The sequence below is a fragment of the Paenibacillus peoriae KCTC 3763 genome (assembly GCF_000236805.1).
In the GTDB taxonomy this organism is placed as follows: Bacteria; Bacillota; Bacilli; order Paenibacillales; family Paenibacillaceae; genus Paenibacillus; species Paenibacillus peoriae.
Genome location: NZ_AGFX01000009.1, coordinates 109322 through 132000, shown reverse-complemented (window position 1 = coordinate 132000; position 22679 = coordinate 109322). Strand labels below are relative to the sequence as shown.

23 protein-coding genes, 1 pseudogene and 1 riboswitch are annotated in these 22679 nt (G+C 43.3%); of the genes and pseudogenes, 14 read left to right on the top strand and 10 right to left on the bottom strand.

Features of this window, described 5'->3' with window-relative positions; translation table 11 throughout:
- Positions 1-80: 80 nt before the first annotated feature.
- From KQI_RS26595 to KQI_RS0101655, 4 genes are all read right to left on the bottom strand, one after another.
- A complete protein-coding gene (locus tag KQI_RS26595; RefSeq protein WP_010344947.1) occupies positions 81-1070 on the bottom strand; it encodes an SDR family NAD(P)-dependent oxidoreductase in 990 nt (329 codons plus the stop codon).
- A gap of 109 nt (positions 1071-1179) precedes the next feature.
- Positions 1180-1899 (bottom strand): helix-turn-helix transcriptional regulator, encoded by a 720-nt coding sequence (locus KQI_RS0101665; RefSeq protein WP_010344946.1) that lies wholly within the window; start codon positions 1897-1899, stop codon positions 1180-1182.
- A 237-nt stretch (positions 1900-2136) separates the two neighbouring features.
- Positions 2137-2322, bottom strand: a complete 186-nt coding sequence (locus KQI_RS0101660; protein WP_010344945.1) for a hypothetical protein — start codon at positions 2320-2322, stop codon at positions 2137-2139.
- Positions 2319-2525 (bottom strand): anti-repressor SinI family protein, encoded by a 207-nt coding sequence (locus KQI_RS0101655; RefSeq protein ID WP_010344944.1) that lies wholly within the window; start codon positions 2523-2525, stop codon positions 2319-2321. Before KQI_RS0101655 ends, KQI_RS0101660 begins: the two co-directional genes overlap by 4 nt.
- 37 nt (positions 2526-2562) lie before the next feature.
- Positions 2563-2647, bottom strand: a riboswitch (cyclic di-GMP riboswitch).
- Between the two features lie 439 nt (positions 2648-3086).
- On the opposite strand from KQI_RS0101655, the gene KQI_RS0101645 reads away from it, so the two are divergent.
- The 4 genes from KQI_RS0101645 to KQI_RS0101630 all read left to right on the top strand — a co-directional run bounded on the left by KQI_RS0101645 (position 3087) and on the right by KQI_RS0101630 (position 6055).
- Positions 3087-4286 carry a hypothetical protein gene (locus KQI_RS0101645; RefSeq protein ID WP_010344943.1) on the top strand — a complete coding sequence of 400 codons (1200 nt, stop codon included), beginning with the start codon at positions 3087-3089 and terminating at the stop codon, positions 4284-4286.
- A 3-nt stretch (positions 4287-4289) separates the two neighbouring features.
- On the top strand, positions 4290-4874 hold the full coding sequence (sipW, locus tag KQI_RS0101640; RefSeq protein WP_010344942.1) for a signal peptidase I SipW: 585 nt from the start codon (positions 4290-4292) through the stop codon (positions 4872-4874).
- A 101-nt stretch (positions 4875-4975) separates the two neighbouring features.
- Entirely contained in the window at positions 4976-5569 is a 594-nt protein-coding gene (locus tag KQI_RS0101635; RefSeq protein ID WP_010344941.1) for a TasA family protein, read from the top strand.
- Between the two features lie 150 nt (positions 5570-5719).
- Positions 5720-6055 (top strand): helix-turn-helix domain-containing protein, encoded by a 336-nt coding sequence (locus KQI_RS0101630; protein WP_010344939.1) that lies wholly within the window; start codon positions 5720-5722, stop codon positions 6053-6055.
- A 67-nt stretch (positions 6056-6122) separates the two neighbouring features.
- Here the strand turns inward: KQI_RS0101630 and KQI_RS29730 are convergent, their stop codons facing one another.
- Positions 6123-6191 carry a YuiB family protein gene (locus KQI_RS29730; RefSeq protein ID WP_138984785.1) on the bottom strand — a complete coding sequence of 23 codons (69 nt, stop codon included), beginning with the start codon at positions 6189-6191 and terminating at the stop codon, positions 6123-6125.
- A 187-nt stretch (positions 6192-6378) separates the two neighbouring features.
- Between KQI_RS29730 and KQI_RS0101625 the strand changes: the two genes are divergently transcribed.
- A complete protein-coding gene (locus KQI_RS0101625) occupies positions 6379-6858 on the top strand; it encodes a MarR family transcriptional regulator (protein WP_010344938.1) in 480 nt (159 codons plus the stop codon).
- 102 nt (positions 6859-6960) lie between these two features.
- On the top strand, positions 6961-8145 hold the full coding sequence (locus KQI_RS0101620; RefSeq protein WP_010344937.1) for a MalY/PatB family protein: 1185 nt from the start codon (positions 6961-6963) through the stop codon (positions 8143-8145).
- Between the two features lie 186 nt (positions 8146-8331).
- Here KQI_RS0101620 and KQI_RS26590 read toward each other — a convergent pair.
- Positions 8332-8774, bottom strand: a pseudogene (locus tag KQI_RS26590) (NADPH-dependent FMN reductase family protein); the annotation flags it as partial.
- A 463-nt stretch (positions 8775-9237) separates the two neighbouring features.
- Here KQI_RS26590 and KQI_RS0101610 point away from each other — a divergent pair.
- Entirely contained in the window at positions 9238-10914 is a 1677-nt protein-coding gene (locus KQI_RS0101610; RefSeq protein ID WP_010344936.1) for a hypothetical protein, read from the top strand.
- Positions 10915-11094: 180 nt separating this feature from the next.
- Here KQI_RS0101610 and KQI_RS0101605 read toward each other — a convergent pair whose 3' ends face one another.
- Positions 11095-11475 carry a nuclear transport factor 2 family protein gene (locus KQI_RS0101605; protein WP_010344935.1) on the bottom strand — a complete coding sequence of 127 codons (381 nt, stop codon included), beginning with the start codon at positions 11473-11475 and terminating at the stop codon, positions 11095-11097.
- A gap of 212 nt (positions 11476-11687) precedes the next feature.
- Here KQI_RS0101605 and KQI_RS29725 point away from each other — a divergent pair, with 212 nt between their 5' ends.
- Together KQI_RS29725 and KQI_RS29105 are read left to right on the top strand one after the other, a co-directional pair.
- Positions 11688-11906 (top strand): TetR/AcrR family transcriptional regulator, encoded by a 219-nt coding sequence (locus KQI_RS29725; RefSeq protein WP_411830968.1) that lies wholly within the window; start codon positions 11688-11690, stop codon positions 11904-11906.
- The gene (locus tag KQI_RS29105; RefSeq protein WP_010344933.1) at positions 11866-12156 is read left to right on the top strand and encodes a TetR-like C-terminal domain-containing protein; all 291 of its coding nucleotides are present in this window, start codon (positions 11866-11868) and stop codon (positions 12154-12156) included. Before KQI_RS29725 ends, KQI_RS29105 begins: the two co-directional genes overlap by 41 nt.
- A gap of 160 nt (positions 12157-12316) precedes the next feature.
- On the opposite strand, the gene KQI_RS0101595 is transcribed toward KQI_RS29105, so the two are convergent.
- Positions 12317-13765, bottom strand: a complete 1449-nt coding sequence (locus KQI_RS0101595; RefSeq protein ID WP_010344932.1) for a 6-phospho-beta-glucosidase — start codon at positions 13763-13765, stop codon at positions 12317-12319.
- Between the two features lie 533 nt (positions 13766-14298).
- Between KQI_RS0101595 and KQI_RS0101590 the strand changes: the two genes are divergently transcribed.
- Positions 14299-15207, top strand: coding sequence for an EamA family transporter (locus KQI_RS0101590; RefSeq protein ID WP_010344931.1), 909 nt, complete (start codon positions 14299-14301; stop codon positions 15205-15207).
- Positions 15208-15383: 176 nt separating this feature from the next.
- On the opposite strand, the gene KQI_RS0101585 is transcribed toward KQI_RS0101590, so the two are convergent.
- Positions 15384-17918: a helix-turn-helix domain-containing protein gene (locus KQI_RS0101585; protein ID WP_010344929.1), complete on the bottom strand. Its 2535-nt coding sequence runs from the start codon at positions 17916-17918 to the stop codon at positions 15384-15386.
- 124 nt (positions 17919-18042) lie between these two features.
- Here KQI_RS0101585 and KQI_RS0101580 point away from each other — a divergent pair, with 124 nt between their 5' ends.
- From KQI_RS0101580 to KQI_RS27595, 4 genes are all read left to right on the top strand, one after another.
- On the top strand, positions 18043-18426 hold the full coding sequence (locus KQI_RS0101580) for a tautomerase family protein (RefSeq protein ID WP_010344928.1): 384 nt from the start codon (positions 18043-18045) through the stop codon (positions 18424-18426).
- Positions 18427-18463: 37 nt separating this feature from the next.
- A complete protein-coding gene (locus KQI_RS0101575; RefSeq protein ID WP_010344927.1) occupies positions 18464-19099 on the top strand; it encodes an FMN-dependent NADH-azoreductase in 636 nt (211 codons plus the stop codon).
- A 217-nt stretch (positions 19100-19316) separates the two neighbouring features.
- Positions 19317-20006, top strand: coding sequence for a metal-dependent hydrolase (locus KQI_RS0101570; protein ID WP_010344926.1), 690 nt, complete (start codon positions 19317-19319; stop codon positions 20004-20006).
- A 491-nt stretch (positions 20007-20497) separates the two neighbouring features.
- On the top strand, positions 20498-20749 hold the full coding sequence (locus tag KQI_RS27595) for a helix-turn-helix domain-containing protein (RefSeq protein ID WP_010344925.1): 252 nt from the start codon (positions 20498-20500) through the stop codon (positions 20747-20749).
- A gap of 152 nt (positions 20750-20901) precedes the next feature.
- Here the strand turns inward: KQI_RS27595 and xynC are convergent, their stop codons facing one another.
- Entirely contained in the window at positions 20902-22245 is a 1344-nt protein-coding gene (xynC, locus tag KQI_RS26575; RefSeq protein ID WP_010344924.1) for a glucuronoarabinoxylan endo-1,4-beta-xylanase XynC, read from the bottom strand.
- Between the last annotated feature and the right edge of the window lie 434 nt (positions 22246-22679).

Here is a 22679-nt window from a genome sequence, read left to right as displayed (position 1 = left end):
CGGCAGGAGGTGATTCAAAAAACTACAAAAACTTTAGTTTTTCCTTGATGAGATGCTTATTTTTTAAAAATCAAGGACTGTTATCCCAAATTGTTCGATTTCACAATGGAAACATAATCTTTTAACAAAGTTTGAGGAACTGTCTCGATCAATTCCTCCACAGACCAAGGCCCGTCGCTTTTCTTGATCGTGTTCGCTTCCAAAGGCTCCGTATAAAGTGTTACCCGAGCGTCACCCGTTACCGAAAAGACAGCACCGTTGATATCATTTGCTTCATTCGTTGACAAGTAGGCCAAGAACGGAGCCATGTTCTCCGCTGGACCATGAGCTGCTTCAACTGCTTTCATTTTCTCCGAGTCGATCTGAATCGTTCCACCTGTGAGTTCCTCGATTTTTTTCTTGGCAATAGCGAAGTTAAGGACGTGCCCCGGTGAATCTGCTTGAGGACAAATCGTATTTACGGTAATTCCAAATGGAGCCAATTCTTTTGCTGTCGCTTTGCTCACGCCGACTAGTCCGGCATTGCCGGCACTGTAAGCCGCAAGTCCGGGTAAGCCGATCCAGGCATCAGATGCAATATTAATGATGCGGCCAAACCCTTGCTTAATCATGAATGGAATAGCGTGTTTCATTGTATTGTAGGAACCTTTAAGCTTCGGAATCGTTTGGTAATCCCACTCTTCTTCAGAGGTATCAAGCAAAGTACCTGCTCCTAAACCAGCGGCATTATTAATTAGAATATCAATTCTTCCCCATTTATCGATAGCGGCTTGAACCAGCTTACGAGCGGTCTCATAGTCAGCAACATTACCATAAAAGGGAATGGCCTCTCCACCGGCTGCAATAATTTCTTCAGCAGTTTTCTCGGCGTCCCCGCTCAATGCGGCATGCTTTGCTTTTGCTGCTTCATCCAGGATACCGAGATCTACTGCCTCCTTCTGCCCGCTTGGTTTACGATTGTTTGTGACGACCTTAGCTCCTTCGCGAGCGAGAACGAGTGCAATGCCTCTGCCGATCCCTTGTCCCGATCCTGTTACAATAGCTACTTTCCCCTCTAAACGCTTCCCCATAATATCCCTGCTTTCTCGATGAATAGTTGAATTTCTTTAAAAATAAGATAACAAAGAGAACAGAGGCGCGTTTATTTAAAGCGGTTGTTCTTATCAGATTTGTGCTTTTTTATTCAGACAGATATCCCGATCGAAACTGACTAGGAGTCATGCCCGTAGCTCTCCGGAAGCTCTCTGTAAAATGGCTTTGCGAGCAATAGCTAAGTCGTTCCCCGATTTGGACAAGTGGTAAAGCTGTATGTTGAAGCAGTTTTTTCGCCTCATTAATTTTCATCTTTCGTACATAGTTAGATATTGTTTTACCTGTCTCTCTCTTATATACATGTGCAAGATGGCTACGGCTGATTTGAAGCTCTTTAGCAATTTGCTTTACGGATAAAGGCTCATAGAGATGACTGTCGATATATGAATGGCACTTTCTTACAAGTGGCGAGTACCGATTATTAGCATGTCGCTGAAAAACCTGTTCCGCAAAATCAAGAAACATCTGGAAATAGAGCTCGAACATTGGCTGAACCGCATTCATTTGTGCTGCTTTGCGCGTATAGTTTAGATAAAGCTCCGATGCAATTAACCACGGCAGTCCGCTGTCCAAGGATGCACGAACAATCTGAGGTAAAACGTATTGAAAAGCAGAGTGGGCGACGGAAAAGTCATTGCCGACAATGAAACTGGTTATATCAGAGCAAAACGAATCTTTCAGAACATCCCGAATTTCTCCGCAGCTCCCGCGGCGCACACAATCAAGCAAATAGGTGAGTAAGTCATTTCCTTTATTTTTTGCATTTTCTTCTTGGATATGGAACTCTACTTGCTCTGCGTTATACATATCCTCATCCCCTTATCGTTCATTCAGAGCTAAATTACTACTATACAATAAATAGCATATAAGAACATTAGCTCATTTGTATAGGTTGCCCATTAATTAGCAGATTAGTTATAACGAAATAGAGATGGTGAACGGACTACATGTTGAGGGTTCTTCAAAACTGATCGTTCTTTCGTTGTGAATTGGAAGAACGTTGAGTCGTATGACGAAAAATGGAATCAACTGACCTTTAAAAGGTCAAATAAAAAAGTTAATGCAGCAGCCCAGCACATTTAGGGACTGTCTTTTTTTTGACCCCTGATCGCCCTTGGCATACAAAAATCGCCATTTCTCCCCTCGTACCGCGCTGGTGCCGCGTTTTACGTCCCTTTTGGCCTCCGAAGAAAAATCGCCGAAAACAAGAATCGTCCCATTTCCGCTCAAGACGATTCTCCAGATCCCTTTTCCAGCTGTTTATTATGTAAATGCCATTGTGCATAATTTGATGATCGTTCTCCCGACAAAAAGCGTCGAACCTCCTCGACGGATATCCCCGCCTCCTTGGCCATAGCGAGCAGAGCCACCCATTCAGGGTCGATTTCCCCGGGATACCGATCACGAACAATAACCTGGGCGGACTTTTTCAACAACAATCCCCTCCTAAGATCATTATTTGGGCTTGTCCCGGGCGACCAGCCATCCTAGTATCTCTACCTTAGATCTGGGACTTTGTGCCCCTGCTTTTCGGGCAGGTTTACCCTTTACTGGTGCTACAGTTTGCCAATGGATAACGGGCTTTCAGCCGGAAAGCTTCCTTGGTACTAATTATAATGTCCCTGATATGAAAAGTATGTCGCTCCGCGTAGACCAAGCAAGCAGTTTTCGTGGGAGAAGTTGGCCTTTTTTGTTTATAGATTACATTTCATGTCGATTACAGTAAGAAAAATGGATGCAGCCACAAAACAAGATTTCGTTCTTAAAAAAGGACGAAATTCATTAAAAATAAACGCAAATGGCCAAAATATCAAGGAAATTCAAGATTTTCGTTCTTTATTGAGAATTTTTCGTTGATTATCTGGTTTTCCTTTCTTCTAGGATTTCGTGTATATTTGAGTCGTGGAATTCGTTCTTAATAACGAACACATCAACGAACAGAGGAAACCCTGTTTAGAAAGGAGAGACCTTTTCTGCGAAGATCCCGAACTGACGTGATCCGCAAACTGCGCAAAAAACGAAAGAAACAAACTATGGTTAAATTGCTGCAATCCGGATTGATCCTTTCTACCTTGATATTGTGGACCTCCCAGCAAGTCGGCACCACCTTCGGAGGATTCACCAGCGTACGCGAGGATAATTTGGAAATTAAGGCTTGCCAGGTATTCCCCAGCCAAATCGAAAGCCAACTTTCGCTGTTGGCCGAACACCTCGAACGGGCCGCTTCATTAAAAGGAAGATTGATGAGCGCTACCGATTTGGATTACGCTGACGGCGAAGGTGCAAGCGCATTCAAGGTCAGTAGCCGGTTGGAGGCGGCCGACCTGTCGGAGCGAATCGGTGAATTGAATGCCATGATTCAGCAGTTGGAGCAGCAAAAGGCCTTGAATCAGTCCATTTGGCAGGAACTGCTTCAGGAACTTACCGCCGCCTCCGCGCTGATTCATGAACTGCTAACCTCGCTGAACGGGCTGGAGCCGAATTGCGCCAAACTGTCGCAAACGACGCTGCTGGACCGCATCACCGACCTTTTGAAGCCGCACGGATTGTTTTCCGATCCGCTAAGCGGGACGCTGCAAGAGATCCTGAACTACTTGCGTTCCGTCTATCAATTAGGATTGATAACGCCCGACACCTTTGAGGCCGATAGCTATGCAGCCTTTGCCTCCGCCCAACCTTTCGATGGCCGAATTGCTGTCGATGGAGACCCCGTCGGAGGAGAGCTGCTCGCTTACTTTGAAAGCGTTCAGGCATCCCTGCAGTCGGCCATAGCAGGTCTGACCGCCGACATCTCCAGTCTGGAGGCGCAGAGAGCGCAGCTGTTGGCGGAGGCGAAATCGCAGCGGCCAGCGGAAATCAAACGGCTGAAGAAGCTGCGGGAAAAGCAAGCCAAACAAGAAGAGCAAGCTGGAAAGAATGAAACGGCAGCCCCGGACAAGGCCGAGAACCCGAACGACGGCGAAACGCCACCGCCGGGAGACGAACAACCGGCAAAGGATGACACGCCTACTGATGAGGAGACCCCGACGGTTGGCGAGACGGGCGGCGAGGATGTACAAACTCCTGCGGATGGCGCGCCGACCAGCGGCGATTCAGCGGACAACGCTGAGGATGAGGATAAGCAAGACCAGGCGGATTCCACCGATGCCGATGCTGCCCCCTCTTCGACAAATGATCCGGAAGGCGGTGAATGAGTTATGCGGATTCGAAAATGGTTAAGAAATGCGCTGACGTTTCTGATGGCGGCTGCCTTTATTACCGTGGCCAGCTCCGTCGTCATGTCGAAAATGTCTGGCAGCGAACCGAATTTCTACGGTTATCAGTTGAAAACGGTGTTGTCCGGCTCGATGGAGCCCTCCATACTTACCGGTTCCATCGTGGCCATTAAGCCCGGAGGCGACATGACCCGATTTACCGCCGGCGATGTCATCACCTTCCGGGCGGACGAAAAGAAGCTGATTACCCACCGCATCGTCAAAGTAACCCGCAATGAGCTAACCGGCCAGCTCCTTTACCAGACCAAGGGAGACAACAACGATGCCGCCGACCTGGAGCCGGTTGATCCGGCCAATGTCACCGGTGTTTACACCGGCTTTACCGTCCCTTACGCAGGATACGTTCTCAACTTCGCCGGAACGAAATTGGGTAACGTCACACTGTTGATCATCCCGGGGGTCCTTTTGTTCTTGTATGCCTTAGCGTCCTTATGGAAAACCATTTCGAGGCTGGAAGACAAGAAGTCGGACCCGAACGCATCCCAACCTGACACCAAGACCCCATAACACACTAAATCGCTTGCTTCTAACTTTCGGTTGTTCTCCTTATGACTTCATAAGGGTGCAATATATAAAAAAAATCATTTAAAATTAGGGAGGTATTTTGTATGGGTATCAAAAAGACCTTGGGTTTAGGAGTAGCCGCCGCAGCGCTTGGATTGACTTTGATCGGCGGAGGCACGTTCGCTTACTTTAGCGATTCCGTGGAAACGACCGGCACGTTCGCTGCAGGCACCTTGGATCTCAACGCCGATCCGACGGCGATCATTGACGTGGGCACCCTCAAACCGGGCGATTTCGCAATCCGCACGTTCAAACTGAAAAACGAAGGTACGCTCGACATCGCCAAGGTATTGCTGAAAACGACCTATACAGTTACGAATAAGTCGGGCGCACCTGAAAACGTGGATGACTTCGGCAAACACGTCATCGTTAGATTTTTGAAGAACATCGACAAACAGGATACCGTCATTTACCAAACCTCGCTGTATGATCTGCAAAGTCTAGCTCCTGACGCCGTGGAGAACAAATGGGTGGCCTGGTTCGAAGAGCACGGGGGCCTGAAAGCCGGCGATACCGACGATCTGATCGTCAAGTTCGAATTCAAGGATAACGGTCAGGATCAAAACGAGTTCCAAGGTGATGCTTTGAACCTGAAATGGACATTCGAAGCGAAGCAAGGCGCAGGAGAAGCCAAATAATTCAGCCGTCAAATCGAAACAGAACACCTTACCCCGCTCCCGGGGTAAGGTGTTCTTTACTTAATGAAAATCCGACTATACGCCTTTGTCCTATCACGTATATTTTGATATAATGGCATCAAATTATTCTGATAGAAGGGCGATCGCTACATGGCAGAACGTATTGGCGACCGCATCCAAAAAATCCGCCAGGATCGGGGGTATTCCTTGTCCGAGCTTGCGGATAAAGCGGATGTGGCAAAATCCTACCTGAGCAATGTCGAACGAAATATTCAATCGAATCCTTCCATTTCTTTCATCGAGAAAATTGCCGATGCTTTAAACGTTTCGATCCACCTGCTCTTGTACGGCGACCGTCCTGCTGAGGACTTGCTTGACCCGGAATGGTGGGAGCTGGTGCAGGAAGCGATGGCTTCGGGCGTCAGCAAAAAAGAGTTCAAGGACTTCCTCGAATACCAGAAGTGGAAAATGGGACAAAAGGAATAACGGCCAGCGAAAAAAAGCGCGAGCCGCCAGGGATATCTCCCCTGTCGGCTCGCGCTTTTGGCTTGCCTTAAAACATTTTGTATCCGGCCTGCCGCAGCTTGCGGATCGTCCATCCGCTCAGAATAGCTCCGCCCAGCCTACTCCATTAATGAGCTCATAGGTATGCAGAAAAATTGGTGTCCGTTCTTTTCGTTATCTGATCCGGCTCCAATATAATTAGCATTTAAGTGTTAGGACAATGACTGGAACTCAACTATGACGTAACTATATGTATATGGTACGATACATTTGATAAATTACGATTGAAAGGTAGAATGTACGCTATGGAATTGGAAGAAAGAGATGACAAATATCACGAATTAGATGCCAAGGCAAGTATCATATACAAGTTTGTTATGACATATAGCGATTATATTAAAGCTACTCGTGATTACGGTACTGGCGACCATATTAATATGGTCGAAGTGCATACACTGACGATGATTGAAGAAAATCCAGGAATAACTGCCGGTAAGCTTGCATTAGAATGGAACCGCACAAAGGGGGCTGCTTCGCAAATTGTGATAAAACTGGAGCAGCGCGGATTCATTATTCGAGAGAAAGAAAATGGAAATGCTAAAAACCTGAACCTTTACGTCACAGAGAAAGGAGCAGCGTTGAGCAGAGCCCACAAATTATACGATATTAAGGAACTCATGTGGGCCGACAAAATTTTACACGAGAGTTTCACTTCCGAAGAAATAAATGCTTTTTACAACGTAATGCAGCGGTATTCAGAACTGTTAGTTTCTCCTCGAACATAGCAATCCAGTATTTGATCCGCAAATATAGACAGATATTGAATAAAAATAGTTTAGGTGCTATACTATTTTTGTTCAAATACTCACTGGTGAGAGAGGAATAACATGACAATATACAATTTTGATGAAATCATCGACAGAAAAAGAACAGATTCGATTAAATGGTCAAAGAAGCATCTTAAAGAGAAATTCAACGAAGAAAACAGCATTCCAATGTGGATTGCCGATATGGATTTTAAGGCAGCCCAGCCTATTATTGATGCCTTAATTAGCAGAGCTGAACACGGTATTTATGGTTATGGTCATAAAAGTGAAGAATTTTTGGAATCTGCCGTTAACTGGCAAAAAAAGAGAAATGGATGGGATATTGAAAAGGAGTGGATTTTATTCACACCTGGTATCATTCCCGCACTGAACTTTATTGTTAAGACGTTCTGCAATAAAGGGGATAAAGTAATTATTCAAAGCCCGGTTTATTACCCGTTTCTAAACATTATTACAAGTAATGAATGCCATATAGCGAACAATCCGTTGATCTATGACAAAGGTGAATATACAATCAATTTTGCTGAATTAGAAAGAATCGCAAAGGACAGCAGAACTAAATTAATGTTCTTATGCAGCCCACACAATCCTGTGGGACGGGTATGGACAGAAGCAGAATTGAAACAATTAGGTGAGATTTGTATTAAAAATAATGTGCTGATCGTTTCTGATGAAATTCACTCTGACTTGATCTTTCATCCTAATCACCATACCCCATTTGGGAAAATTTCCGAAGAATTCAGAATGAATTCTATAGTGTGTACATCTCCATCAAAAACATTTAATCTGGCAGGTTTACAGGTATCAAATATCATTATCCCAAATGAACGAATTAGAAATGAACTTAATCACAAACTAACTACAATCGATATTGATCCAGGCTCTTTTGCATCTGTGGCCCAAATCGCTGCATATAATGAGGGTGAAGAGTGGCTTGAGCAACTTCTTACGTACCTTGCGGAGAATCTTGACTTTATAGATCGCTTCGTAAAAGAACGCATGCCCAAGGTAAAATTGATCAAACCAGAAGCAACCTATTTGGCATGGCTTGACTTTAGCAATCTTGGACTTTCTGATCTTGAACTACAGCAATTGATGCAGAAAAAAGCAAAAGTTGCATTGGACGATGGTTTTATCTTTGGCGCTGGAGGAGAGTTGTTCCAAAGAATCAACTTTGCTTGCCCTAGATCCCTTTTACAACAAGCATTGGAGAGTATTGAAAAAAGCCTAAATGGTATTGCTTAAAATGAAATGACCCTACTCTTTTCAAAACTATTTGCTCCCCTGCCAGCTCTTGCAGTTGGCCGTTTTCTCACTTGAGTCCAAATATTGCCGCAGCAGGCAAGTCCCGATTCCATTCAAGTTATTATCTACAGAAATTAGGGGGTGTCCCAACAGCCATGAAATGGCTGTTCGGGACACCCCCTTTGATTTAGCTTGATGTTTTACAGCTGCTTGCACATCTTCAATCATTTTACCATCTTGACCAACAGTTACACTTGTTCCATACGGGTTACCGCCAGCGCCAAATGTAACTGGGTCTGTATAACCAGGGGTTGCTACAATCTCTCCCCAATGATACATCGTTGTATAAAGTGATAAAATAGTTGCCTCTTGTCCACCGTGAGCATTTTGTGCTGAAGTCATGGCACTTACCACTTTATTTGCCAGTTTGCCTTGGAACCAAAGACCGCCAGTTGTATCAAGGAAACTGGTACAACCCCAGTAGCCTCAGCATGAGCTTTCCAAATAGGATTTCCCTCAATTGCTGATTGCGGTGTAAGCTCAGGTACTTTTAATACTTTTACTTCAGCACAAGTTTCTTTCGTCCCTTCTTCAGCCCATTTTGCTAGTTGATAATTTGTGCCACCCATGCTGTGATAAATTATTGCTAATTTTACATTTAAACAGACATCAGGCTGATTGACTATAGCAGTTTATTTTGAAGCCTCATGTTTCTTAACTTCATCGCTGCTCTGTGGAGTCATTTATTATGTTCCATCTTCACCCCTTCCTCTGCTAAGCGTCCTTATTTCCATTGTACACCTGCAACTTCCATTTATATCAACCACATCTATGAACATTAAAATGACCGTGTTAAAACTTAAAAATGAAAATGTTGATCAAACATTATCCAATGTAAACAATGCAATGTGATATAAAATATGAGAGCAGATACATTATTTGTTTTGCAGCTAGTGTTATCGGAATATTAGCTTTGCAGGGGAGGTGAACGGGTACTGGTCTACTAAATACTTTTGGTAGAGAATTGGGAAAGGATTTTTTTGCTGAATGTGGTAAGCGGCAACAAAATACTGTTCATTTGGAGGCACTTTGATGAAAAAAAAATTCATTTCAGTCTTCATGGTACTTTGTTTATTATTGTCGATGGGAGTACCGACTTTAGCAGCTTCCGATATAACTTCAGACAATAACAGTCCAGAAGCCAGAAGCAATGGAATTGGAAGAGTAGTCATCAGCAGTATTCCATTACCCGATGATGTGAAAAAACTGGAGAGCAGTACTTACACTTACTCAGGGAAAGTACTTATTATTTATAAAACAGAGAACGATATCCATACGGCCGATTTTTGGAACATGGCTGTTCTCAACGATAACGGAACGAAATTCAAGGTCATCTACTCTGGAATTATACCGACAAAACCAAAGTCAAATGGTATCCGAATTATGCCATTTCAAGATAATAAGCGGGTGTTACTGGGAGATTACGTACTTGAATGTGCGCCTAACATCGATAAATGTAAAAGAACAAATATAGTTCCTGTAGAATTTCCGTCAGTCTTAGTAGACGATGAACGCACGACCATGCATTGGTCGGAAATCATCATAGCACCTGACAATAAGCATATGAGTTGGACAATGCTCCGCTCAGATATTGGTGCCGCGGCAGCGATCGGTGTCTTGAAACGTAAACCGGATAACTATGTTCTTGAAAACGTGCAGCTAATCAGCACAATACATTCCCTTGAAAACGACCCGAATAACCCAGGTTTTCTTATTCCCAATCCTTTACGGGGAGGAGAAGTCAAGCAGTTTGTCAAGGGAGGCAATGCAATATCCATTGTTGCGGGAATGTATTACAGTACACCTGATTCCGTTGTACAGGATTTAAATTCTGAAAGTGTTACCCAGGTCACTTATACTCCCGGATATAATGAAACAACGATCTTTTCCCCTGATGAACGATTGGGAATGGTAATGACTACAAGATTCTCGGAGCATACCGATCCTGCCATTTTTGGACTCATGCCTAGGCCCTACGGTATATATACTACGGATATGATCGGGTTACTCTATACTTATGCAGTTACCGGGGTGCGCAATTTCAGAGAGGGAAACATTGGTCCAGCTTTGATAGACGTTAACCGTTCTATGCACCAGGAAGGATATAAAGGAGTACAGCTCACTAGTGATGAGAATTGGGTTTATTGCTCCCCTATGTCCTGGCATCCTGATGGTAAACGTGCGATGTGGCTGGAGGTGTATAGAGGCAGCAGCGGTTCACAAATGCGGATCCAGAAAGCAAGATTGCTTGATTATAAGCCTAAAAAAACGGTACCGATTAAACAAACCACGGATAATATTCCGTACGGCATTAAAGACTTGACTGTGCTGGACTCTGTATATGGGAATGTAGATGGGAAAATTGCTGGAAAAAGTTCTGGTTACCTCTATTATAAAAGAAATGCTTCCTCAGATTCCTCAGCTCAGTCGGAAGTTCAGTACGCAAACTTTAGTGATGATGGCGTGAATTTCTACAATGGATTTGAGAAGACAAACACTAATTTTGCTGGTGAAAGCCGTTATGAAGCTGATGTTCAATTGACTGGTAAAAAACAGGGTGAAATGAAATTTAGGGCAACTTTCTCCTCAATGACAGGATCTATGCCTGCTAGGCTGTTGTTTGATACAGATGTAGATGGCAAGCCCAAAAGTTATGGTTATGCTACCTATAACGGTATTACTTTGAATATCGAAGATCTTTTAGAATAGTAGATGCATTTCCCGGATTGTGGATGGTTTATAACAAACCGCCCCGAGCTTAACCAGCAAGCAGATGACCTCTGAATTCGTTGAGGGGTCATCTTTTTTTCGTTCATCCCTCAACAGCACTGTGAAAAATCCATTGTTACAGCGTCCACAATTGTTCTATTTAAAGCTAATATCTACTTATTAAACTTCAGCGCTATCTTCAGAACCCCAGTATGCTTTCATATCTATAATTTTACAGGATTCATCAAATGTCATAACATCAATAGCACGAGTTTTTGATTTAACCCCATTTATGTTTAAATAAAAAGTAAAAGCCATTGCTGCAGAATTACCATGAGAAGCTCTAATAGGTGCATCTAATTCAGCCTTTTCAAGAATAGTTGCAGCAACTTTATACATATTATAAATTGCATCTTTCCCCTCTACTATACTTTCTGATCCAACAGGATCTTCAATCCTTGCATTGTCTGCATAAAGTGAAGCTAATGCTTCAGCATCATGATTATTAAGACCATCAATATATTTTTGTACCACTGCTTTCATTTCAGCTTGCGTTGGCATAATTTCAACTCCTGTTTTTGATAATTGATGATTAATCATCAATCGTCTAATAATATATATGTAATTATGTAATGATACAATCATTAAAAAACGCTATTTTGATGATTATTGAACGATTTATAGAAAAATGTTAATTAAAAGGCAGATATTAATGAAAAAAAATGATCGAAGAATACTAAAAACTAGAGAAGCAATCAATAGCATTTATTGAATTGCTAGCAGAAAAGAACTTCGAACAAATTACAATTAATGAAATTTCTTACATAGCTAATGTGAATCGAGGCACAATATATCTCCACTATACAGATAAATATGATTTACTCGATAAAGCAATAGACGATCATCTGCGAAACCTGCAAGAGTCCTGTGTCTTTAAAAAAGATAGCGAAAATGAATTTGACACAAAAGAATCATTATTATCGATCATTTGAGTACTTCCATAGTAATTACTCATTTTATTCTACAATGTTAGAAAAAAGGGGTAGTCAGAACTTTAGAGAGAATTTTTTAAAGATATTTATAGAAGGAGCAAGCTGGAATTTTAATGAAAAAGAGGATAAAGAAATAAAAGTACAATTTATTGGTAATGCAATCGTAGGTGTAATTGAATGGTGGTTAAAGAGTAAATCACCTCTTACACCGGATGAGATGTCGAAGCAATTAAATAAGTTAGTGGTATAAAACTTTGCATCAAATTCTCTTTGTCCTGCTTATTCCGTCTTTGAAAAATCCCCTTTAAAGAGACAATGGGCTTTTAACCTTGTTCCCTTAAAGGGGATACTACCTTTTTCAATGAAACAGCGCTGAATTTTGTAGCAACTTTGCCTCTAATGGTTAATGATTATTTCTGAAAGTATTTTGCTCCATTATCAGCAATGATTTCTTTGTACCAATAAAAACTTTTCTTTCTGATCCTTCTGAGCGAACCGGAACCGTCATTATTTTTGTCAACATAAATAAATCCATATCGTTTTTTCATTTCACCGGTCCCATTACTTACAAGATCGATTGGCCCCCAACTTGTATACCCTATGATCTCAACTCCATCTTTTATCGCTTCGGCAATTTCGGCAAAATGACTATCCAGGTACTCAATACGATAATCGTCTTCAACAATATCATTGTCCAAGAGAACATCTTGTGCACCAAGTCCGTTCTCGACGATAAATAATGGTTTGTTGTACCTTTCATATATCTGATTACAAGTAATACGCATCCCCTTGGGATCGATGGTCCAGCCCCATTCAGAAGTCTCCAAGAAAGGATTAATGACAGAACCAAATACATTGCCGTCCGTGAAATTCTTTAAAATCTCAGGATCAGCACTTGTGCAACGACTCGAATAATAGCTAAAGCCAATGTAATCCACAGTATACTTCTTGAGTACTTCTAAATCTTGAGGTTCCAATTTCAGACGGATATCGTTCTCAATGAAGAAACGTTTGGCATAACCTGGATACTCTCCTTTAGACTGCACATCAATTAGGAAATACGATTCATGCTCCATTTTCATTACTTCCCAGTAATCTTCCGGATTACTGCTGTACGGATAAACATTTCCGGCTGCCAACATACATCCTATCAAGGCATTAGGAATGATCTCATGACAGGCTTTCACTGCAAGTGCACTTGCAACGAGCTCATGATGTGCTGCTTGATACAATACTTGCTGCCTGTTTTCATCTTCTTCAAAAATAATACCGGCCCCTGTATAAGGTAGGTGTAATAGCATGTTAATTTCATTAAATGTCATCCAGTACTTTACTTTATTTTTATAACGTTCAAATAGCGTTTTTGAATACCTTTCGAATAGTTCAATCATGATTCGATTTTTCCAGCCACCATATGTTTTTGCCAAGTTTACGGGCAAATCAAAGTGGCAAATCGTTACAACGGGTTCAATATTATATTTCAGGAGTTCATCAAATACATCATCGTAAAATTGCAATCCATGTTCATTCGGAGTGAGATCATCACCATTAGGAAATATTCGCGCCCATGAAATTGACATTCTGAATGATTTGAAACCCATTTCAGCAAAAAGTGCAATATCTTCTTTGTAGCGATGGTAAAAATCGATGGCTTCATGGGAAGGGTAAAACTCGCCTTCCTCGGGTACAAATGAATCTAAATTTCCAAGTGCAACCTGATTCCGTCTAGGCCCCTTTGGCATTAAATCGATGGTTGTAAGCCCCTTACCATCAGCCAAATAAGCTCCTTCAATCTGATTGGCTGCTGTTGCTCCTCCCCACAGAAAATTGTCTGGAAATTGAGTAATTCTATTAAACATTTCCTGTGCCTCCTCAATTTTATACATGTAATTTGATCAATGATTCTTTTTCGTTAATGACGTCTTTTGTGGTGCTTGGTTCAATCTCACGATAAAGCGACGACAGTCTCCAGTTGCTTTTAACAATTGGTATGTCCCAATTTGTATACCATACCTTAGATGCTGTGAAAGTTAGCTGAAAATACGTCTTTCTGGCCAGAAACGGTATTGCCTGATTGAACAGTGACAATCCATTGATGTATAAGCTACCTTCGCGGACAATAATAAAACACTTTTTTTTGAAATTGCAAGCATTATTTTCGGTTAAATATATCTGTACGGAGCAAATCTACATGAATGCATCCACATTTTTTTGATTTCAGGTTATTGACAATGATGAACCATTGCTTTTATACTGATACCGAAATGAATTGAATACTAAAACCTCTATACGGATGTGGATTTTTCAAGAGTGATATCTCTTTTTTCGCCACACAAATGTTTTGTACAGACATTTGTGTGGTTTTTTTGTATTCAAAAAAGGAGGATTATTAATGAAGTTATGGCATTATGCACTAATTATTTTCTTAGGTGGGTGTTGTTACGGGATACTTTCCACATTTGTTAAACTGGCTTATAGCGCAGGTTTTTCGGCACCCGAGGTGACAGGTGCACAGTATTTCTTTGGCGCTGTACTAAGCTGGATATTCGTTATGTTTACCAAAAAGAAAAGACTAGCTTTTAAACAAGTCATGAAGATCCTGATGTCCGGAATTCCATTTGGATTAACAGGTATGTTGTATTACAAATCCTTACAAACTCTAAATGCCTCGTTAGCCATCGTTTTGTTGTTCCAATTTGTTTGGATCGGAGCACTCTATGAATGGGTTTTCCAAAAAAGAAAGCCGACCGGTGGAAAACTTTTATCCATTGTAATCCTACTCTTTGGCTCAATTTTAGCCGCAAACATTTTGTCTCAGGGCGATATCTCACTATCATGGCAAGGAATAATTTGGGGTCTACTAGCAGCTATAACCTTTGCTTTATTCGTTTTTCTGAGTGGATCTGTTGAGAAGGATACCCCGCCTATATTAAAAAGTTCGCTTCTTTCGACTGGGGCTGTTATCACTGTTTTTGTAGCTTTTCCTCCAACATTTTTAATGAATCTTGATGTACTGACTGAATTAAGTCCCTATGGGTTGGTTCTTGGTGTGTTCGGAGTGGTGCTACCTCCCCTCTTGTATTCGATAGGTATGCCACATGTTGGTTCGGGAATGGGGACCATTATGACTGCTTCTGAACTACCCATGGCCGTCATTATGTCCTCACTTGTGTTGGGAGAACATGTGGGGTGGGTTCAGTGGATCGGCGTTCTCATCATTTTGAGTGGTATTGCATTCAGCAATCTTCGGCGCAGAAAACCAGAACCACAATCCTCTCCACCAAAAAACGCTGTTCTATAACTTTATTTGTGAACATTTGTTTATTATAGAATTGTACCTGAATTAGCTGAGCAGGTTAAAGCATTACATTTTGATATGCGCCGTCGTGAGAAATACAACATTTCCTATTAAAAATGGAGTATCAAGTTCTTCTACTCAACTCAGGTTATGAACTTGGTCCCATCGGTCATCGGTATCTACGCCTGGGTTTCTAGCGAATATGCGAGAATTTGGTCTTTCGTTAGACTCTTTCCTTTGTTCCAAATATCACGCATTTCCTGTTCATTTAAAACCTGTTGAAGATCAAGAAGCACTAAGTTATGCTCCAAGGGAAAATTCGGAACAACAGCACCTCCGAAGCTTTCGCGACATTTCTCAGCAGCACTCAGAAGAATGACCGCTTCTGGATAAGCCTTCTTGGCCCATAACGCTATAGCCAACCCTTCTATTCCACGAGAGAGAATCCATGTCCCTTTGTAAATTTGGCTGATTGCAATGCTTTTTTTGAAGCATTCAATGGATTGATCGATCTGTCCAAGTTTCAGGGCAGCATAACCGAGACTTTCGTACGGACCGGATACTTCCCATTTATCCTGAACCAATTCGAAGAAATGCACACTCTCTTTTAGAAGCATGGATGCGTCATGATACTCTTTTTGTTCCAGCTTTAGCTTTCCGTAAGCATGCAACGAAGCCGCCAAATTCCACATGTCCTTTGTTTTCCTGGCAATGTCAACGCTCTCCTGAACGAGAGGCTCGGCTTCTTCCGAATGCAGCTGGTTGATGTAAAGAAATGCCATGAGACGAGGAGAAGAGGCTAATAGTGCAGAATCATTCAGATCACGGGCTAGATCAATGCTGCGTGCAGCTGAAAGCATGGCATCTTCAACGTTTCCTTGGACGAATTGAATGACGCCCCGCCCATGCAATGCTTTGGCAAAATCTCCACCAGGCAGTTCTTCATGAACGGTGCTCTCCAAAAAACAATTAAGCCAAAACAACCCCTCCTTTAATCTGCCTTCATGAAGCCAGAACCAGTAAAGGTTCGAAACCATATGAAGTCCGATCGAGTTGGCATGTGCGTTTTGATAAGACCATTGCATGGCTGAGCGCAGGTTAGCATATTCCCGTCTCACTCCGTCAAGGCAGGCATCACGCTCGCGAGTCCTGAACTTGGCCTCCGCGCGATTCAAAATTTGGCTGTAATATTGAGCATGACGTTCAAGAAGAACATGTCTGCTACGATCGTCCGTTTCTTCCCGCATCTTCTCGCCAGCATATTCCCTAATGGCTTCCAGCATGAAATAACGGATGTAGCGGTAGTCATCACTGATTTCGATTGAGACGAGTGACTTGTTGACCAGTCCGGACAACAGATCAAGCATGCCTTCCAGGGCAAGTTTATCATCACGGATGGGCAATGCGGGTTTGCAGCTACAGATCCATTCCACCGCCTCCAACGTAAATCCTCCCGAAAATACACTGAGCCTCCTCAGGAGCAGCTGCTCCTTGCCGGTTAGTAGATCGTAGCTCCAATCGATTGTAGATTTCAGCGTTTTTTGCCGCGGCACAGCATTTCGTTTTCCCGAAGTCAACAATGTCAGCCGACTCGCCAGACGCTCTTCCATTTGTTCCAATGTCAACATGCTCATTCTGGAAGCCGCAAGCTCGATGGCTAACGGAATTCCTTCAAGTTTTCTGCAAATGACACCGACAAGCTTCAAGTTTGGCAGCGTGGGCTGAAGCTTGGGAGCCGCCAAACGCGCACGTTCCATAAACAGTTGCACGGCTTCAAATTCCTTGATTTCTTCTTCGGGGAGTTCGTCCAGCGAATACCCGTCCCCTGGAAAGGATAACGGAGGAAGCCGATAGATGTATTCCCCAGAGATGTTCAAGGATTCCCGGCTCGTGACCAGGATGCTTAGTGCTGGCGCAGCCATCAGGAGTGAGTCAGCTAAATCCGCGCATGCATCAATGACGTGTTCGCAGTTGTCGAAAATAAACATCATTTTCTTGTCGGACACAACATCCAATATGGTTTGGAGATCCGTTCGATTCACTTGATTTTGCAGTCCCATCGTGGATAAAAGAAACTGGCCCAAAAAATGATGGTCCTTCACGGCGCTGAATTCGAACATCCAAATACCGTCCGGGTATTCTTCTGGAAGCGTTGAAGCGACTCGAACAGCAAGAGACGTTTTTCCTATTCCCCCGGGACCTACGATTGAAACAAGGGAATGGATTTTCAGCCGTTCTTTCAGATCAGCCATGGATTGGCTTCTTCCTACAAAGAGAGAAGGAGGCTTCGGTAACTGACTTTGCGTTGCAAGTGAAACGGCTTGCGTGGCAACCCGGCCTTCCTGCCTGGAACCTTCAAACGAAGCTACGGTTTCAAACCAGGTGACATCAAAATCCGGAAACTCGCGTTTTGTTGCAGAACGCACTTCTGAAAAACGTTTTACTGCAAGCCAAAGCTCCTCAGCCTCTTTTCGCTGAGCCTCCTCCAAAAAGAGCCCTTCCTCCAAAAAAACTTGAATCAAACGTTTGAGGCTGCCAACGCTGGGAAGACGATCTCCGCTCTCCCACTGTTGAACGGTTCGTGGATCGACGCCAACTTGCCTTGCCAAGTCAACTTGCCGCATTCGTTTGGAAAGGCTATGTCTAGCGGGCCTGGAACGAATTTTTTTAATCCATTCATGGGGCCAATCTTTCGAAAATTTCCCGTCTTCCATCTGATCACCTGGATTCAATAGTTTGAGCAGTTCTGACACGAACAAACACGAACTTATGTACATTCGTGTTCAGGATTTTAACAGATAAAATAAAGCATATCAACAAAAAGAGGAGGTAAGCTACATGCCTTTAACGCGTATCGTCACGTTGGAAGGACGTTCGAGCGAAGCTAAAGCCCGTATTAAAGAAGTCGTCTCCCAAACGATCGTGGGCAAACTACACGTGCCTGCAAATGATCGTTTTCTGGTTATTGAGGAACACAACCGAGAGAACTTCAGCTTTGATCCAAACTGTCTGGATATTGAAAGAAGTGATGAATTTCTCATCGTTCAAATCATCCTGAATGCTGGCAGATCGCCCGAAGTAAAAAAAGAGTTCTATGCGGCATTAGCTGAACAACTGCATCAGCAGTGCGACATTAGAACAGAAGATGTTTTCATCAATTTAATTGAAGTCACAAAAGACAACTGGTCTTATGGCAACGGTATTGCCCCATTTATTGTATAATTCGTAATTCTTCATATGAAAGAGAGGAAATATAATTATGTCGACTGTACTTTATATCACTGCACATCCCGGTAATCCAGAAGCATCTTACAGCCTTTCCGTTGGCGAGCAATTTGTACAAGCCTATCAAGAAAGCCACCCGGAAGATGAAGTTGTGCACGTAGATCTGTATCAACGAAACATTCCGCATATCGATGCAGATGTACTGGGGGCATGGGGCAAGCTTCAAACGGAAGCATCGTTTGACCCATTGACTGCCGCGCAGCAAGAAAAAGTAATTCAACTGAATCATTTGCTCGAAGAGTTCGTCGCTGCGGACAAGTACGTATTCGTTACACCAATGTGGAACTTCTCTTACCCTCCGGTATTGAAGGCGTACATTGATTCCTTTTGCGTCAGAGCCAAAACGTTCAAATACACAGAGAACGGCCCTGTTGGACTGCTGCATAACAAAAAAGCATTTCACATCCAAGCTAGCGGCGGCATCTATTCGGAAGGTCCTGTGGCGGAACGTGAAAATGGAAGCCGGCATTTAAAAACCGTTTTGAACTTTGTCGGCGTAACAGACTTCGACAGTCTGTTTGTGGAAGGGCTGTCCACGGCTGGAGACCGCGCTTCCCAAATCAAAGCCGATGCCATCGAAAAAGCGCGCAACGCTGCGAAGAATTTCTAAGAGTATGTTCCGATAGCGATTCGAGCATGCTTCATTACATTCGTGCAAATAAAACTCTCATAGGGTTATGAGAGTTTTATTTGCAACTATAGTGGAAGAAACGTTGCCTATCGAGGGAAGGGTTAATGGCGGATAGAAAATATGCGGCGGTGGCTTGTTACGTCATGTTAATCCGAATTAACCTGGCATCGCCAATTCGACCAAAGGAGGAAGAAAAATGAAAGTATCTTATCATGGACATTCGGTTGTGAAAATTGAAACCAATGGCACAACCATTTTTATTGACCCTTTTATTACGGGCAACTCCAACACCGATTTGAATGCAGCCAACGTACAGGCGGATGTAATCCTACTGACCCATGGCCACGGGGATCATGTTGGAGATACTGTGGAAATTGCGAAACGAAATAACGCGCTGGTCATTGCATCGGCCGAACTGGCGAATGTTCTCAGTTGGAACGGTGTGCGAACCCATGCCATGAGCATTGGGGGAGCCTATCAATTTGAATTTGGAAAAGTGAAATTAACCCAGGCTTTTCATAGCTCAAGCCATGTTAATCAGGAGACCAAAACAATCATCTATACAGGAATGCCTACAGGTATTCTGTTTACAGCAGAGGAAAAAACGATCTACCACGCGGGAGACACAGGTTTATTTTACGATATGAAGGTAATTGGAGAACTCAATAGCATCGATCTGGCATTCCTCCCGATCGGAGACAATCATACTATGGGACCAGAGGATGCTGCACTGGCAACCGAATGGCTTCAAGCAAAAAAAGTCGTGCCGATCCATTTCAATACGTTCCCTTTTATCAAACAAGACCCTCACTACTTCGTTTCGCTTCTAAAGGATGGGGTAGGGAAAGTGTTGAAACCGGGAGAAAGGATGGAACTGATTCCCTGAATCCATTCATAAGGACCAGTTTGTATAAGCTGCTATTTTAATGGTTTTTGCTATAAGTCACCGTCCGAGATTCGCTATTGGTGGCTTAGCTTAAGCATTTCTAAGCAGACTTTCCACCCGCTAAATACTTTACTATCTAGGTTTGGTCGTACCAAAAGTTGAGTTAAGTTATTTCTAAAAGCGGGCGTTCTTCTGTGTTGGACAGCGCCCGCTTTTGATTTTTTGGATTTTTTCTGAACAAATGTACTCTACAAAATTCGTTATTGCTGAGCATACTTTGACATAAAATTCATTGATTTATGCTTAAAGACGAGAAAATAAATTTGTAATTTCCAATTTTCTGTTTTTTTAATTGTTGGTTGCCTTTTTCGACCTCTAAATCCCCATTTAATAAAAAAAAGGAGATGGACACTTATGAGATTGGAAGTTGGCGCTAATGAAACCATATATCACCTCATATCTCACATCTGGACGATAAAAAGAGGATGAACATGAATAGCATTTCTACTCTGCTCCATTTAGCGCAGAAAGGTGACAAAGATGCAGAGGCCACATTGGTTGCCTGTTATGAACCAGCTATCAATAAATACGCCAAACGAAATAGGACCCTTGATGAGGATTACAAACAGCAGTTGACGATTTCCTTTAGAAAGAAAAGAATGATCCTGTATCCAGGCATACCGGAAAAAACAGCACGCAAGCCGAGGCCCGTATCAACATGCAACCCCGGCTTGCGTGCTTAACCTCACCGCTTCACATTCCAAGCCGATTAATGCATTTCCAAGCGGTGAGCGTCGACAATAAGGAAGAATCACTCTTCTCAAAACCTGAAAATAGGTCATGTCCAGCGATTCGGCAGTTAAATGCTAATCAATTGCAATGTTCGATTATATCCCTAATGTAGGTTATCTACGACAGCGTTAGGTAAGGTTGAGCCTGTCTCAGCTTCATAAGTAGCATCCTTACCTGATGCTGTGCCAAGATCAGCTACGAAGGTGGTTACGCTTTGGGCCGGGAGATGAGCCCAGAAATTCTCACCCGTCACTGTAAGCTCCGTTCCGGGTTGAAGATTGCTACTGCTGTTCGTGATCCATCGGGATACTCTTGAAACCGATCCATTCCGTAGAACAAAGTTCTGATTAACCCCGGAGCCGCTTCTGTTAATGGCAACGATAACGATTTTGTTGTCACCTTTATAGGCAGATACGTAAACGTTCGTTTCAGGATTTTTCGTGGCATCCACCCTGACATAGCCGGGACGGACGAATTTGGAGAAATGAGCCATATTGTAACCGCGTTTGCTGATCATGCCGTCCTCTTTCATCGGACCGTATGATCTGCGGATATACCACCATACATAAGCCTGAAAATCTCCCTCTACCATCGCATTGTGGATATGATAGGACACATCCAAGGCTTCGGGCCAGCGATCCGCCGAGTTGTTGTCGCTGTTCGGGTAATATACCTCCGTCATCCAGAGATCTTTTCCCGCTCCTTTCTGTTTGAATAGAGGATAAGCGAAATTGCCGATCTGGGTACCGTATAGATGTGCGCCAAGAATATCCATATTGGCAAGCGCCTGCGGATCGTTCAATATCGGGTCCGACATATTTTTCAGATATTGGAACGATTCCGGCGCGATCACTCTGGCATCAATGGAACCGGCGTTTTCTTTCATGAAGCGAAGCATTTCCTGCGGAGTCCACCACGTCCAGTTATGCGCATAATCGGGTTCGTTTTGGACGGAAATCGCATACAGATTCACGCCATTATTCCTCATGTAAGTCACGAAATCGTTAAGGTGCTGGGCATATGCGGCGTACTTGTCGTAACGGAGCCGTTTTGCCGACGTATCGCCGTTGTGGTTGAAGGTCTCGACCATGTCGGTAGGCGGGTTCCATGGAGACGCAAACACGACGGCTCCGAGGGCAATGGCTCGTTTTGCCGTTTCCAATTCCCGGTACCACTGATTACGGTCTTCGTGCACATAGATTCTTAATATCGAGAAACCTAACTGGTTATTTCCGTTTCCGAAAGCGGTTTCCCTTTGTACCGCCGTTAAATCTCCGATCCAAGCCGGGTGGTTGATACCTCCGAAACCGCGAATCACTTGTTTTTCCGCCGATACATCCACGACGGCGGCGCTGGCTGCGGCAACATCGCCCGGTGCCGTCATGAAGGACGATGCAATTACAAGGGCCAAACCTGCACAAATAGCTTTCTTAAACCGTGAAATCATGAATCTGCTCCTCCCTAATTTTTTTGGATTGCAAATCAGGACGCACTCGCATGAATAAATATACGGCCTGTCAATTCCACTTTATTGCTTCCTCCACCAGCAATCGCTTAATCGCTGTGGAGGCCTCAACGAAAAATTGGAGATTCGTAAAGCCCTCGAACCTTCAGGCGTCCTTTAAATGCGGCTCCAAAGGCATGAACCCAGAATACTGGTTGTGATTGAGTTCTTGAATGAGCTGATAGAGCTTACCGTCGCCATCGCCTGCGAGCACGACGGTCTCCTTCCCTATGATGGTGTCTTACATAGGCCCACAGGCGCGAGCTGCCCTTCATGGTCCACCGTACCTTTGTCGTCCTATTGAACCGCCTGCCCGCATTGGCCGTGGACATGCCATTTATGCCGATCACTATGTTGCTGTGTACGTTCTGAACCTT